The sequence below is a fragment of the Pseudomonas putida genome (assembly GCF_001636055.1).
In the GTDB taxonomy this organism is placed as follows: Bacteria; Pseudomonadota; Gammaproteobacteria; order Pseudomonadales; family Pseudomonadaceae; genus Aquipseudomonas; species Aquipseudomonas machongensis.
Genome location: NZ_CP011789.1, coordinates 2,036,763 through 2,051,209, shown reverse-complemented (window position 1 = coordinate 2,051,209; position 14,447 = coordinate 2,036,763). Strand labels below are relative to the sequence as shown.

Annotated in this window: 12 protein-coding genes; 2 read left to right on the top strand and 10 right to left on the bottom strand. The window is 66.4% G+C overall.

The features are described 5' to 3' along the window. The first annotated feature begins 47 nt into the window (after positions 1 to 47). Both AB688_RS09405 and AB688_RS09400 read left to right on the top strand, forming a co-directional pair. Entirely contained in the window at positions 48 to 2,900 is a 2,853-nt protein-coding gene (locus AB688_RS09405; protein ID WP_063543633.1) for a winged helix-turn-helix domain-containing protein, read from the top strand. Between the two features lie 165 nt (positions 2,901 to 3,065). Beyond that, a complete protein-coding gene (locus AB688_RS09400) occupies positions 3,066 to 6,623 on the top strand; it encodes a hypothetical protein (protein WP_063543631.1) in 3,558 nt (1,185 codons plus the stop codon). A 206-nt stretch (positions 6,624 to 6,829) separates the two neighbouring features. On the opposite strand, the gene AB688_RS09395 is transcribed toward AB688_RS09400, so the two are convergent. From AB688_RS09395 to sctJ, 10 genes are read right to left on the bottom strand one after another with little or no spacing between them, the layout of a single operon-like run. Continuing rightward, positions 6,830 to 7,876 (bottom strand): EscU/YscU/HrcU family type III secretion system export apparatus switch protein, encoded by a 1,047-nt coding sequence (locus AB688_RS09395; protein WP_063543628.1) that lies wholly within the window; start codon positions 7,874 to 7,876, stop codon positions 6,830 to 6,832. Beyond that, positions 7,869 to 8,687, bottom strand: coding sequence for a type III secretion system export apparatus subunit SctT (sctT, locus tag AB688_RS09390; RefSeq protein ID WP_063543626.1), 819 nt, complete (start codon positions 8,685 to 8,687; stop codon positions 7,869 to 7,871). The genes AB688_RS09395 and sctT overlap by 8 nt, the downstream gene beginning before the upstream one ends. A 6-nt stretch (positions 8,688 to 8,693) precedes the next feature. Continuing rightward, positions 8,694 to 8,963 (bottom strand): EscS/YscS/HrcS family type III secretion system export apparatus protein, encoded by a 270-nt coding sequence (locus AB688_RS09385; RefSeq protein WP_054892864.1) that lies wholly within the window; start codon positions 8,961 to 8,963, stop codon positions 8,694 to 8,696. 4 nt (positions 8,964 to 8,967) lie between these two features. Then, entirely contained in the window at positions 8,968 to 9,624 is a 657-nt protein-coding gene (gene sctR / locus AB688_RS09380) for a type III secretion system export apparatus subunit SctR (RefSeq protein WP_063543624.1), read from the bottom strand. Further along, entirely contained in the window at positions 9,621 to 10,649 is a 1,029-nt protein-coding gene (locus AB688_RS09375) for a FliM/FliN family flagellar motor switch protein (RefSeq protein WP_155738194.1), read from the bottom strand. The genes sctR and AB688_RS09375 overlap by 4 nt, the downstream gene beginning before the upstream one ends. Continuing rightward, the gene (locus tag AB688_RS09370) at positions 10,646 to 11,119 is read right to left on the bottom strand and encodes a YscO family type III secretion system apparatus protein (protein WP_063543622.1); all 474 of its coding nucleotides are present in this window, start codon (positions 11,117 to 11,119) and stop codon (positions 10,646 to 10,648) included. The genes AB688_RS09375 and AB688_RS09370 overlap by 4 nt, the downstream gene beginning before the upstream one ends. 13 nt (positions 11,120 to 11,132) lie before the next feature. Next, positions 11,133 to 12,392, bottom strand: a complete 1,260-nt coding sequence (locus tag AB688_RS09365; RefSeq protein WP_232233606.1) for a FliI/YscN family ATPase — start codon at positions 12,390 to 12,392, stop codon at positions 11,133 to 11,135. A gap of 59 nt (positions 12,393 to 12,451) precedes the next feature. Then, positions 12,452 to 13,042: a FliH/SctL family protein gene (locus tag AB688_RS09360; protein WP_063543618.1), complete on the bottom strand. Its 591-nt coding sequence runs from the start codon at positions 13,040 to 13,042 to the stop codon at positions 12,452 to 12,454. Continuing rightward, positions 13,039 to 13,665, bottom strand: a complete 627-nt coding sequence (locus tag AB688_RS09355) for a hypothetical protein (protein WP_063543616.1) — start codon at positions 13,663 to 13,665, stop codon at positions 13,039 to 13,041. The genes AB688_RS09360 and AB688_RS09355 overlap by 4 nt, the downstream gene beginning before the upstream one ends. Beyond that, entirely contained in the window at positions 13,662 to 14,444 is a 783-nt protein-coding gene (gene sctJ, locus AB688_RS09350) for a type III secretion system inner membrane ring lipoprotein SctJ (RefSeq protein ID WP_054892871.1), read from the bottom strand. The genes AB688_RS09355 and sctJ overlap by 4 nt, the downstream gene beginning before the upstream one ends. Between the last annotated feature and the right edge of the window lie 3 nt (positions 14,445 to 14,447).

The window sequence follows — 14,447 nt, the reverse complement described above, 5'->3', positions numbered from 1 at the left end:
CGCCCTTCAAGACCGCCAATAACTAACTCATTCATAAAGGTTTAATCATGCCCCTGACCAAGACCAAGCCCGGAAAGATTGTCGCCCTGGACGCTCTGGATACCCCTGATCCGGAAAACGCCCTGTGCTTTGGGTCCTTCGTGCTCTACCCCCAGCAGCATCTGCTGTTCAAGGACGGGGAACTGGTGCAGTTGGGCAGCCGTGCGCTGCAACTGCTGGTCACGCTGGCGAGCCGAACCGGCGAGCTGTTGGAGAAGAACGAGCTGCTGGCGCTGGTCTGGCCCAAGGTCATCGTCGAGGAATGCAACCTGCGCGCGCAAATGACCACCCTGCGCCGAGTGCTTGGCGAAGAAGGAGACTTCACCTACATCGTCACCGTACCGGGCCGCGGGTACCGCTTCGTGGCTCCGGTGACCATCCGTGAAATGGCGCCGCAACCCCTGCTTGCGACCAAACCCGGCAACGACCTGCCGAGCCTTGGCAGCAGCGTCATCGGCCGCGACGACATTTGCCAGACCCTGGCCGAAACCCTGCGCAGCCGCCGCCTGCTCACCCTCACCGGCACCGGCGGCATCGGCAAGACCACCCTGGCGCTGACACTCGCCCACGCCATGGCCGAAGACTTCAGCGAGGGGCGCACCTTCGTCGACCTCACGGAGGCTGACCAGCCTGCCTGCGTCGCCGACCTGGTGGCGGCGGCGCTGGGCATCGACAGCACCGCACAAGACGCCGTGGCGCTGATCGCCGCCCTGTTCGACGAAGCCCGCCACCTGCTGATCCTGGACAACTGCGACCACGTGCTCGAAGCCACCGCGACCCTGGTCGAAGCCCTGCTGCAACAGGCGCCGGGCTGCCACATCCTGGTCACCAGCCGCGAAGCGCTGCACGCCGAAGGCGAATGCGTGCACGAGGTCGCGCCGCTGCCCTGCCCCGCAAACGATCACGTACTGTGCGCCGCCCAGGCCCTGCTCAGCCCGGCCGTCCAGTTGTTCGCCGAGCGCGCCGCTGCGCACGACACGGACTTTGCCTTCAGCGATACCGACGTGCCGGCGGCGCTCGCACTGTGCCGTACCCTCGACGGCAATCCCCTGGCCATCGAGATCGCCGCCAGCCACGTACGCGCCTTTGGCCTGGCCTACCTGGTCGAGCTGCTCGATGGCGACTTCCGCCTGCAGATGGCTGGCCGGCGTACCGCCCTGCCTCGCCACCGCACCCTGCAAGCCTCGCTGGAGTGGAGCCACGCGCTGCTGTGCCCCCAGGAGCAGGCGATGTTCCGTCAGTTGTCGGTGTTCACCGGCAGCTTCACCCTCGCCGCCGCCAAGGCGGTGGTCGAGGTCCAGCCAGGCCCTTTCCAGGACGCTGCCTGGCTGGTGGAAAGCCTGATGGACAAGTCGCTGCTGGTGGCCGCCGGGGCGCAACCGATCAAGCGCTACCGCCTGCACCACACGGCCCGCGTGTATGCGGCGCAGCAGCTGGCCCTGCATGACGAGACCGCCGCTATCGCCCAGCGCCACGCGCAGTACACCCTCCAGGAACAACGCCGCGCGGTGCAAGACCTTGAGCGCCTGGACAGCGACAGCTGGCTGGCCCTGCACAGCCCCGGCAGCGACAGCGTACGCAGCGCCTTGAGCTGGTGTTTCAGCGAACAGGGCGATGCCTGTCTCGGCGTCGAACTCACGCTGATGAGCGTGCCGCTGTGGCTGCGCCTGTCGCGGGTCGACGAATGCCACGCCTGGGTCGACCGCGGCCTGCGCTTCGAGGCCATCACACCCCGCCAGCGCATGCTCTTGCTGACCCTCTCGGCCAGCGTCATGGCCCTGACCCGCGGTGCCGGGCAGTCGATCCGTGACGCCTGGCAGCAGGTGATCGAAGACGCCCGCACCCTCGGCGACACCGAGCATGAACTGCGCGGCCTGTGGGGCCTCTGGCACGACCACTGCTGCAGCAACCAGCACGCCGAGGCGCTGGACCTGGCCAACCAGTACATCCAGCTCAGCGAACGCACCGGCATCCTCGAGCGGCGCATGCTCGGCCGGCGCATGCGGGCAACGCCGCTGTTCCAGATGGCCGACTTCGATGGCGCCCGCCAGGCGATCAGCGAAGCCCTGAGTTTCCCGATGATGCCCCGCGCCCACGTCATCGACAGCCACTTCGACCAAGGTATCGCCGCGCGCTCGCTCAAGGCCCAGGTGCAGTTGCTGCAAGGCCAGGTCGGGCAGGCCCTGTTGACCATCGAGGCCAACGTCGAAGCGGCGTTGACCCAGCACCACCCGGCCAGCCTCTGGTACACCCTGAGCCTGAGCGCCATCCCCATCACCCTGCTGGTCGGCCACGAAAAGCGCAGCCGCGAGTTTCTTGCCCGTCTCAAAGAGAGCCTGGGGGGCCACGAGATGCCGGTATGGCGCCTGTTCGTCCGGTGCTTCGAGCACATTCTGCTGATCCGCCAGGGCAGTGCTGAAGACGGCGTGCGCGGCCTGGGCGAAGCGCTCGACCAGCTCCATGCGATCGGCGACAGCCCGCTGTACAACCTGGTGCGCAGCGAGTACGCCCAAGGTCTGGCGCAGTTGGGGTTGGAACAGTTGGCCATCGAGATCCTCGACCAGACCCTGGCCGTGACCGCCGCTCGCCAGGAACGCTGGTTCCGCCCCGAGCTGTTGCGCATCAAGGCCCAACTGCTGGCCAGGCCCGATTCGCCCGAACGCCAGGCGCAAGCCCAGGAGCTGCTCAACCAGGCCATGCAGGAGGCCCAGGAACAGGGCGCGCGCTTCTGGGCCGGACGCATCACCGCCACCCTTTCGCAGTTGAACAGCCAACCGGAGGAAGCCCCCAGGCGCACCAGTCAGGCCTGGGATCAGCGTCGTCAGGAGCGCCAGCTCAACACCCAGTTTTCACACACGTGAAACCTTGCTGTAACTTGCCAAGGTTGTGCGTTTCAAAGGTCGAGGTCGCCTAGGATCAGACTTCCATGAACCTTTGATGTCGGTCGCGCAACCTGGTCGCCCAGCAACGGAATCGTCTCGGGCTGCGGGGCTGCGCTTGCCGCCGTCCTCGCCCCGGACCGTGCAATGATCAACAGACCCGAAGCCCCCTCCAGCAGCAGCCCTTCCTCCCCCTCCGACACCGCCGGCCTATTCGACAGCGTCCTCGACAAGGCCCGCCTGCTGCTCAGCGATCCGGGCGCGGACAAGACCTTCAAGCCCAAGGTCCTGGCGGCCAACGACGGCGGCGGCAGCGTGTCGCACGACAAGCCCGCCGATGCCGACAGCTACAAGGACATCACCGAGCTGCCGGAAACCCTCGATATCGGCAAGCTGAAGATCGTCGCGCAGGACAAGGACAACGGCGTCATCTACTTCGAGCACGGCGCCAACAAGTACCAGATCAGCGAGAAGGCCGCGCAGGACAGCCAGCCAGGCTACGAGACCTTCGAGAACCTGCGCTTCGGCCATGCCGTGCCGACCCGTGAAGACCGCGGCCCCGACCACGGCACCCAGCTCTACAACCTGCTCGACACCTTGGCCGACACCCAGGGCACACCAGCCCACGACCTGATCGTCGCCGGCCTCACCGACCCGAGCCAGTCGCTGCTGCGCAAGGACGACGGCGGCTTCCTGCTGGACAACATCCAGTCGGTGGAGCAAGCCACCGACGGCGTGCTCAAGGTCAAGCTCACCAACGGCCGCGAGGTCATCATCGCCGAGGGCATCACGCCGGAGGCCTATGCCGCCTACAGCGGCGCCGGCAAGACCCGTGTCGCACTGGACGACGCCAAGGCCGCCGGCTACGAGCAGGTCACCGGCCTGCCCGGCGGCCTGGACGTGGACAAGCTCAAGGTGGTTTCCGAAGACAAGGACGCCCACGTCATCCTGTTCGAGCACGACGGCCACAAGTACGCGATCAGCCGCGACGACGCCAAGGCCCACGACCGCGGCTACGACTCGCTCGACAGCGTCCCCTCCGCCGCCGCCAACCAGCCCGCCCCGGAGAACCGCGGCAGCCAGCTGTACGACTTCCTGCACGCGCTGGACACGACCAAGGGCACGCCCGCCTTCGACTACATCAAGAACGCCCACAAGCTGCCCGACCAGCACCTGCAGACCCGTGCCGAGGGCACCCTGGGGATGAACGACATCAGCAAGGTCGATGCGCCCACCGACGGCATCCTGGTGGTCACCAAGGCCGACGGCAAGCTGGTGGTGGTATCGCGCGACGTCTCCCCCGAAGCCTTCCTCGACTACAGCACCAAGGGCCAGACCCTCGCCGGTCTGGAAAAGGCCAAGGGCGACGGCTACACCAAGGCTGGCCCGGACGACTACCTGGCCTCGACCGAGGACATCATGAGCGTCGGCGGCATCGGCGACTACGGCCCGGGCCTGATCGCCTTCACCCAGCGCAAGCCCGGCGGCGAAGAGCAGAAGATCATCGTCTCGCAGTTCGACAACCCGCAGATGTTCGAACAGATCGCCGACTACCGCAGCAGCATTGCCGAGCAGGTCACCGACGTCGACAAGCTGCGCGCCGACCATGGCCTGCCGCCGCTCAAGGAGGTCTCGGTGGATGAGCTCGCCACCACCGAGAAGGACGATGACGGCCAGCCGTTGTCGGTACGCGACCTGGCCATCCGCGACCTGGTCGATGGCTACCGCGCCGGGATCAAGGACGGCAGCATTGCCAAGGACGACCCACGGGCCAAGCTGGTTCGGGCGCTGGAAGCCAAGAGCATGGCCGACCATGGCATGTCGATCATCCCTGAGCATGGCTTTGGCAACCATGGCAACGCCAGCGACCCGATCACCGTGACCTCGCGCGATGTGCGCGACGAGATCTTCGATGCCAAGGCCATCGATGCCCAGCTCGGCGAACTGCTCGGCGACCCGACCATCGTCGCCGACCTCAAGAGCAAGCACGACGCCGCCCTGGGCAAGGTCGAAGGCGGCTCGGCGAAAGTCGACGAAACCCGCCAGAAGCTGCTCGACAGCACCTCCTCGGAGAACTTCGTCAAGTACATCAACGACCTGCAGGCCAACGGCCAGACCGAGCTTGCCACCCGTGAAATCCGCAGCGCCTACGCAGGGCTCGCCGACATCGATCCGGCCAAGGCCGACCAGTTCCTGCAGAACCTGCAGATCGACGGCTACACTATGGAGCTGGACAAGCTGATCGCCGACCCCAGCAAGATCTCCGACGACAACACCGCGCTGGCCACCACCGACCAGACCCTGCTCATGCTCCAGGCCCTCAAGGCCGGCGGCGACGGCATCCCGCGCAGGTCGCTGGCGACCTACGAGAAGTTCGTCGAGATGCTGCTCAAGGACAAGGACATGGCCACCGATTTCGGCAAGGTCATGAGCAACCTGGGCGACACCTGGCAGGCCAACGGCAAGATCACCCTCGACGACATCAACAAGGCGGTCAGCACCGAGCTGATGCCGAACCTGAGCGCGGAAAACCGCGGCGCCTTCGTCAAGACCTTGTCCTTCCTCAGCGACAATGGCGTGCTCGGCTCGATGGGCGGTGCAATCTCTCTGGGGCGGGCGATCTACCAGCTGGCCGGCAAGGGCGGCACGCTGGCCGACACCCCACGCGAGCGGGCCGGCATCGCCAACGACTTCATCGGTTTCCTCAGCACCGGTTCGCACTTCGCCACCCTCGGCACCAAGGCCTTCGACAAGGCGTTCGGCACCAACGCCTACAAGCTGATGGGCCTGGACCGCTCGGTGCCGACCATCTGGAGCAAGCCAGGCACTGCGGGGCCCGAGATCCCGCGCAGCGTGCAGGATGTGCAGAATCAGTACTACAACATCATCGACGATGCCATGGCCGACGGTAAGGATGTCGGCAAGGCGCTCAACGGCCAGCCGTTCGACGAAGCCACGATGAACAAGCTGCACCAGGGCATCGAGAGTGGTATCGAAAAGCGTGGCGGCGTGGTCGGCGCAGGCAAGATCGCACGCTTCGCCGGCAGTGCGATCAAGGTCATCGGCGCTGGTGCCGACGTGGTCGGTGGGGTGATCGGCGTGGTCATGGGTGGCCTGACCATCCGCGACGGCGTGCGCGAGAAAGACCCGATCAAGATCGCTTCCGGTTCCTTGTCGGTCGCAGGTGGCGTCAGCAGCCTGTTCGGTGCAGCCGGCAGTGTCGCCGGGGTGTTCGGTGTCACCGGGCGCCTGGTGCCCTTGCTCGGGCCGGTGGGGTTCCTGTTCTCCGGGGTGTTCTCCTTCGTCGGTGCGATCCTCAACGACGTCAAGTCGCACAAGCTGCACAAGATCTCGCTGCAGAACTGGGATCAGATCCAGGACTTCAAGCAGGACGGCCTGCTCAAGCCCAACGGCGACGAGGCTTATGTGTGGCTGCAGACCTACCTTTCCGATTGGGGCCAGCGCGACGCGCCGGGCGATCGCAGCATCTTCGACTTCCGCAAGGAAGAGTGGGATGCACGCTCGAGCATCCGCGGCGACCATCGCGTCGATCATCCGGATTACATCGGCGACGGCAACAACCGCCGTTCGGAAGACTACAAGTACTCGCTCAAGCCCTCGGACTGGATCGACGACAACGGCAACATCATCTCGATGGTCGGTGATGGTTATGGCGGGCCGTACAAGCCGGTGGACAACGGCTGACAAACCCTTGCCTTGTGGAGCGGCGGTTCGCCGCTCCACAAGGGCCACACTGCCTCTGTAGGAGCGGGCTTGCCCGCGAACACCGGCATAGCCGGTGCCATGCATCGCGGTGTTCCTTTCGCGGGCAAGCCCGCTCCCACAGGGTGGCATGGCATCGGCGGCTCCGGTGTTCGCGGTGACAAGAGCCGAGCTATCTCTGCCGGGGCTTAGATCAACCGCGCAGCCACCAGCAGATCCGCTACCGCCTGGAAGGTGCTGTCCGGCACCGGATCCCCCGCCACGGTGCGCCGGGCAAGCTCGGCCGCCAGGCGGGCATCCATGGCATGGGCGATCCCCAGTTGCGCAGCTTCGCCAAGCATCCGCGCGCTCTCCTCAGGCTCGGCCTGGCACACCACCACCGGCACCGGCGTCTCCCCGCGCACATAGCGCAAACCCACCACCCAGCCACCGGCCACGCCCACCATCAACGACGCCCGGCCCAGTCCCAGCTTGGTCGCCATGGCCTGCATCTCCTGGCGCTGGCGGCGCAGCTCGCGCTTGATCAACGGATCGCCATCGATATCCTTGCGCTCGCGCTTCTGCTCGCTGCGGGTCATGCGCATGTCGCGGCCGAACAGCCAGCGCTGCATCAGCACATCCGCCGCCCCCAGCACCAGAAACGCCGCCAGCACAGTGAACACCAGCGGCTTGAGCACCAGCAGGAAGGTCGACTGCAGGCACTCGGGCCCACACCGCGACGACTCCATCAGCGCCTGCAGCGCATGGCGCCCGACCACGTAGAACGCCAGCCCCAGCAAGTGCACCTTGACCAGGCCCTTGAGGAACTCCACGACGTTGCGCATGGCGAAGATGCGCTTGAAACCCTCGGCCAGGTTGATGCGCTTGAAATCCGGCTTGAGCGGTTCGACCGAGAACACCAACCCGCGCATGGTCACCAGGTTGGTCAGCACCACGGCCGTCACCGTCACCGCCATCACCGGCAGGGTGATGCCGATCAGCAGTTGCTCGGCGGTATCGAGCAGGCGCGGCCACACCGTGGCGAAGGGTTCGATGTAGATCTGCGCAGTCAGGTCCACCAGCGCCGTGACCTGGGCCTTGGCTCGTGGCGCCAGGATGGCGATGCACAGGGTGCAGAGCAGGATCACCACCCCCGATACCAGGTCCTGGCTCTTGGCGACCTGCCCCTTCTTGCGTGCGTCCTTGAGTTTCTTGTCCGTTGCCGGCTGCGACTTCTCTTCGCTGGTGTCAGCCATTCCCCCCCTCCACCAGGCTCTGCAGCACCCCGACCGTGCCGCGGAACTCCGCAAGCTGATCAAGCATCAGCGGCACCAGGAAGCCGATGTAGATCACCATCAGAATGGTGAAGAACAGGTTCTTCACCGGCAGCGACAGGTCGAAGATGTGCAGGCTCGGCGCCATGCGCGAAAGGTAGGCGAGCATCAGGTCGGTGATCAGCAACGAAATCAGCAACGGCGACACCATCAGCACCCCGATGCGCATCACCTGGTCGAGTATCGACAGCACCGCCGTCAGCGCAGAACCGGCGAACAACGGCGTGAACTGGGTCACCGGCCATAACTGGTAACTGTGCAGGTAGCCATCGACCATGAGGATGAAGCCACCCGACATGAAGTACAGCGCGATCAGCATCACCGTGAGCAAGGTCGCCATCACCCCGGATTCACCCGACGACAGCGGATCCACCAGTTGCGCCATGGTCGAGCCACGCTGCAGGTCGATCAGTTCCCCCGCCACTTCCGCGGCCCAGAACGGGATGCCGAACAACAAACCGACCACCAATCCGACCAGGAACTCCTTGATCAACAAGCCCGCCAGCCAGAACCCGCCAAGCTCGGGGGTAGCGGTGAAGGCCGAGAACACCGGCAGGAACATCGGCACCGAGATCGCCACGGCGGCGCAGGTGCGGATCATCCCGGTCAGGCCCAGACGGTTGAAGGCCGGGGTGATCACCACTACGCCCATGGCGCGGGCCGTGGAGAGCGCGGCCGAACTGATCACCGGGTAGGCGATCTCCAGGAAGGCATTGACGAAACCTGCGTCCATGCCCGGTCAGCGCGTCCACAGCGCGAAGTTGTCCAGCACCTGGTTGCCCAGCCCCATCACCTGCCCGGCGAGCAGCGGGCCGACGAAGACGATCAGCAGCAGCACCGCCACCAGCTTGACCACCTGCGGCAAGGTCTGGTCCTGGATCTGCGTCAGCGCCTGCAACAGACCCACGCTCAGGCCGACGATGATCGCCACCCCCAGCGCTGGCGCCGACAGCAGCAACACCGTCATCAGCGCCTGCTTCATCAACGAAAGGAACACGTCCTGGCCCATCGGCTCAGCTCCCGTAGCTCAGAATCAGACCATGCATCAAGCGCGACCAGCCGCTCAGCGCAACGAAGAGGAACAGCTTCAGCGGTATCGATATCAAGGTCGGCGACACCATCGACATGCCCATCGCCATCAGCACGTTGGACACCAGCAGGTCGACCACCAAGAAGGGGATGTACAGCAGGAATCCGATCTCGAACGCCCGCGTCAGCTCGGAGCTGACGAACGCCGGGATCAGCACCACCAGGTCGTCGTCACGCAGCTCGGCGCGGGCCTCTTCGGACCACACGTTCTGCGTGGCCTGGACGAAGAAACCGCGCTCGCTCTCGTTGGCGAAGCGCGACAGGTGCGCCTGCAAGGGCGGCCTGATCGCCTCGCCCAGCTCTTTCAACTGCTCGGCATTCTCCAGTTGCAGGCCATGACTCTGCGCCGCGCGGTACATGTCGCCGATCACCGGCGTGGTGACGTACACCGACAGGATCAGCGCGATGCCATAGAGCACCAGGTTCGGCGGGGTCTGCTGCACACCCAGGGCGTTGCGGATCAGGAACAGCACCACGGAGATCTTCAGGAACCCGGTCAGAGTCACCACCGCCAGCGGAATCAAGCCGATGGAGGCGACGACCAGGATGATCTCGATCAGGTTTGGCTGGTAGCCACTCATGATGCAGCAAAGCTCAGCAGGCGCACGCCCAGGCCGTCGCCGATCTTCACCAGTTGACCCTGGCCGACGCGGCGGCCGTTGATCATCAGGTCGACGCCTTCGTGCATGCGCGGCGCCAGCTCCAGCACGCTGCCCACGCCCAGCTCGCGCAGTTGCGCGAGGCTCAACTCGACGCTGCCGAACTGGCAGACCAATTTCAGTTGCAGCTCGTCAAGGCTGCTGTCCAGGCTCGGCCCGGTGCCCTGTTCGCTCATGTGTCGCTCCTTCAAGGCAAGCGCGGTGATAGGGGGTTCGATTAGCTGCAGGCGTTGTCCGTCGCGCTGCACACGGGCTTGCCACTGGTCGTCCAGGTGCAGGCGCAGATGATCGTCCGGCCAGGGATCGAGCATGACCACATCGCCCGGCAGCAGGCTGCGCAACTCGACCAGGCTGAGCCAGGCCTCGCCGCCGTCGACGCCCAGCGTCAGCGCCAGGCCACCGAGGTCGTGGGGCATGGGCGCGGCATGCTGCTCCAGCAACACGGCAATCTCGGCCCAGGTCGCGGCATCGCAGCGCAATTGCATCGCCAGCGCGCTGTCACCCAGGCGTACCTCCAGGCCAAGGCTCAGTGGCGCCAATTCGACGCACTGCGTGAGCGCGCGATCGAGCACGTGGATCGGCTGCGCGAACAGGTGCTCCAGCGGCGCGATCAGCGTCAGCAGCGCCTGCTCCAGCAACAGCGCCGCGGGCAGGCTCGGCAATAACAGCCCCTCGGGCAAGCCGAGCAGGTCGAGGGCACGGGCTGGCACGCGCAGTTGCACGGGCGAGTCGCCCAGCGACAGCCACAACTCAAGCTGGGGTTCATCCATCGCCGCACCACTCGACGCCCAGGCGACACTCAGCGGCGCCCCGCCCAACTGTCCCTGCCAGGGCTGGCGCGGCCGATGCAGGCGCTGGTGCAGGGCCTGCCACTGCGGATCAAGGCGCTCCAGGCTGTGCTCGAAGGCCAGCGCGTCGGCGGGCACCTCGGTGGTCTGGAGGGTCAAGGCGTGAGATCCAGCAAGGGGGCAAACAGGTCTTCGCCCTCATCCTGCGCTTCCCCGATGCGGCGCTCACCCAGGGCGTGGTCTTCGACCAGGGAGTCCCAGGCATCGGCCTGGCGCTGACGAGCGACATGGGCCTGACGCAGGCTCTCCTGGGTCTGCTCCTGTTGCTGGTGGTAGTCGTGGGCCTCGTCCAGGTTGCCCAGCAGCGTCTCCTGTTCGTCCTCCAGCTCCGACAGGTGCACCTGCGCAGCGAGCCAGGCCTTGACCGACAGCCCCTCGCTGAAGCGACCGTAGAGTTTTTCTGCCTCAAGCGCGGAGGTTTCCCGCGCCAGGCACAGCCGCTGGCGGGCATCGTCGAGGGCAGCATGGGTTTCGCGGCAGAGCTGGCGCTGCGCGGCCAGTTGTGCGGACGCCCGTTGTTCACGCAATTGGCGCAGGGTCTGCAGGCTTTTCAATTCATGACTTTTCATGGGCGCTCCTCTCTCATGCCAGCACCTTGCGCATGTGTTCCAGGGTTTGTCGGGCGCCGCTCGGCTCCGCCGCCGACTGGCGCAGGAAAGCTTCGATAGCGGCGTGGCGGGCGATCGCTTCGTCCGCGAGTGGGTCGCTGCCGGCGGCGTATTCACCGATGCGGATCAGCATCTCGATATCGTTGCGCCGCGCCATCAGCTCACGCATGCGCATGGCCAGCTGGCGTTGCTCAGGGCTGGCGACCTGCTCCATCAGGCGGCTGCGGCTGCGCAGCACATCGATGGCGGGAAAATGGTTGCGCTGGGCCAGCTCGGCGCTGAGCACCACATGGCCGTCGAGAATCGAGCGCGCCTCCTCGGCCACCGGATCGGTCGCGGCGTCACCTTCGGTGAGCACCGTGTACAGCGCCGTGATGCTGCCCCGGGCAGCGGGGCCGGCACGCTCCAGCAGGCGCGGCAGGGCCGAGAAGAACGACGGCGGGTAACCGCGGCGGGTCGGCGGCTCGCCCACCGCCAGGCCGATCTCGCGCTGGGCGCGGGCAAAGCGGGTCAGGCTGTCCATCAGCAGCAGTACGTTGCGGCCCTGGTCGCGGTGATACTCGGCCAGCACCGTTGCCACGTAGGCAGCCCGGGCACGCTCGGCGGCTGGGCGATCGGAAGTGGCGACCACCGCCACGGTGCGCGCGCGGGCCTGGGCGTCGAGCTGCACATCGAGCAACTCGCGCACCTCGCGGCCACGCTCGCCGATCAGGCCGATCACCACCACGTCGGCATCGGTGTTGCGCACCATGCTGGCGAGCAGCGACGACTTGCCCACCCCCGGCTCGCCGAACAGGCCCATGCGCTGGCCGCGGCCCAGGGTCAGCAGCCCGTCAATGGCGCGAACCCCCACCGACAGCGGATCGACGATCACTTGTCGGGCGAAGGGTTCGGGGGGCTCGGCCTGCAGCGGATAGCGGCGCATCGGCCCCAGCGGCGGCTGGCGATCACCATCGAGGTAATCGCCCATGGGGCTGATGACCCGCCCCAACTGGCCATCGCCCACACTCACCCCCAGCGCCTCGCCAGTGGCGGTGATCTCGGTGCGCGTCGACAAGCCTTCGAGCGAGCCGATCGGCGAGAGAATCGCCTCGTCGCCATCGAAACCGATGACCTCTGCCGCCAGGGCGCGACCACTGGACGGGTCGTGCAGGCGGCACAGCTCGCCGATGCGCACCCCGGCGACGCTGGCGCGCAACAGCACACCACGAATGCTGCGAATGGTGCCCTTCATCGGCCGTGGCCGGGCATCGCCCAGGCGCGCGTGCAGGCGCGGCAACAACGCTTGCAGGCTCACGGCGTCACCTCGGCGAACGGCAACAGGCTGCGGCGCAGCGCCTGCAACTGGGCGTCCAGCCCCAGTTCCACCGAACCGACCGGGCTGCTCAGGCGAGCCTGACCGGGCTGCAATTGATCATCGGACTCCACGGCAATCGCCGCCAGGCCATCCGTTTCGCCGTGCATGCGGCGGCGCACGGCCTCCACTTCCAGGCGCGGCACGAACAGTGTCAGCGCCTGGTCCTGGCGAAACGCAACCAGCGCCTTGCGCGTGCACAGCACGGTACGCTCGGCGTCACCTAAGCTCTCCAGCACTTCTCGGGCGATGCCCAGGGCCAGGTCAGCCAGGCTGTTTTCCAACCCTGCCAGATAGGCCTCGACCTTGGCGGCAGTGTCGGCCAGCAACTCGCTGACCGCCTCGGCGCCCTTGGCACGGCCGAGCTCGAAACCGTCGGCACGGGCCTGCTCCAGCCAGCGTGCGCTGTCTTCTCGGATACGTTCGGCCTCATCGCGGGCGGCCTGCAGGTAATCGCGTCCATCGGTCCAGGCCTGGACCTCGGCGGCACGCAGGATGCGCGATGCCGGACGGCTGGGCAGCTGACTCATTGCACGCTCTCCCGGTTCTCGGACAACGGCATCAGCAAGGCGGCGACCCGACGCACGATGCCAGGGTCGGCCAACGATGCCGAACCTTCCGCCACAGGCAGCGGCAGGCGCAGTTGCAGCCAATCGCGCAGGTCGGCGGGCTGCTCGTCGAACCAGGCCTGCACGCAGCGCGCACCGTCGTGGTCGATGGCGGCCAGCAGATCGTCAGGCTGGCGCAACAGGTCCATTGCCCCGCCCCACTGGCGGTGAGCAATGGCCAGGCCGAAGACCTCATGCCCAAGCCCCTGGCGCAGGTGCTCGACCACCTCGCGACGGATTTCCCGGCCCAAGGTCGCACCGTGCCAGATGGCCCCACACAGCCGCGGCAAACGGGCGAAATCCTGCGGAGCCAGCAGCAACACCGGCAGGTCCTGTTCGGTCGGTTGCGACACCTGATCCAACGGCTGCAACTGGAAATGCGCCAGCATCAACGCCTGCAGGCGCGCCTGGAAACGCGGCGACTCGATCAATGCCTGGATCTGCGCACCGGCGACGTTCTCGGCGAAACAGCGGCGCAGGTGGCGCCGGTCGACAAAGGCCAGAGGCTGCCCCAGCAGGGCCTGCCATTGGGGCATCAGGCTCATGGCGCCTCCGACAGGCTGTACAGCGCACGACCACGACGCTGCTGCCAGTGCCGCCAGCCCAACAGCCCGGCCAGGGCCAGCACCACCAGCAGGCTGCCACCGAGCAGCAGACGCGCGCGGGACGCATCTTGTTCGAGCATCCAGATACCCATCACGCTGACCAGGCGCGGCTGCCCCTCGTCTTCGCTCCTGGGGGCAGCGGCCTTGATCGCGGTCACCGACACACCGTCATAGCTGAGCCCGGAAATGCCGTTGGCGACCAGGGTCTTGATCTGCGGGATCAGCGGATTGATGTCGGTGTTGGCGTCATAGCGCACCAGCACCGAGGCCGACGACGGGGAGATCACCCGCTTGAGCAAGTCGTTGTCCGGCAGCACCACATGCACCCGCGCCGACACGATGCCGTCGATCTGCGAGACGCTGTGCGACAGCTCTTCGCTCAGGGCGTAGACCATCTGCGCACGTTCCTGCACCGGCGAGGACACCAGGCCGTTGCTCTTGAACACTTCGCCCAGGTTGGAGAACGACTGCCCCGGCAGCCCGGCCTCGTCGAGACGGGCCATGGCGTCGGCAAAGCGACGCTCGTCCACCACGATCTTCATCTGGCCGTTGTCCTGGACCTTGCGCGAGGCCGGGATGCCGTCGCGCAGCAACACCGCGAGCATGGCATTGGCCTCGCGCTCGCTGAGGTTGCTGTACAAGTCCATGTCACAGGCCTGCAACAGGCTGGCCAGGGCGACGACGATCAGCACACGCAGGGCTCGCCAACGACGGGTCATCGA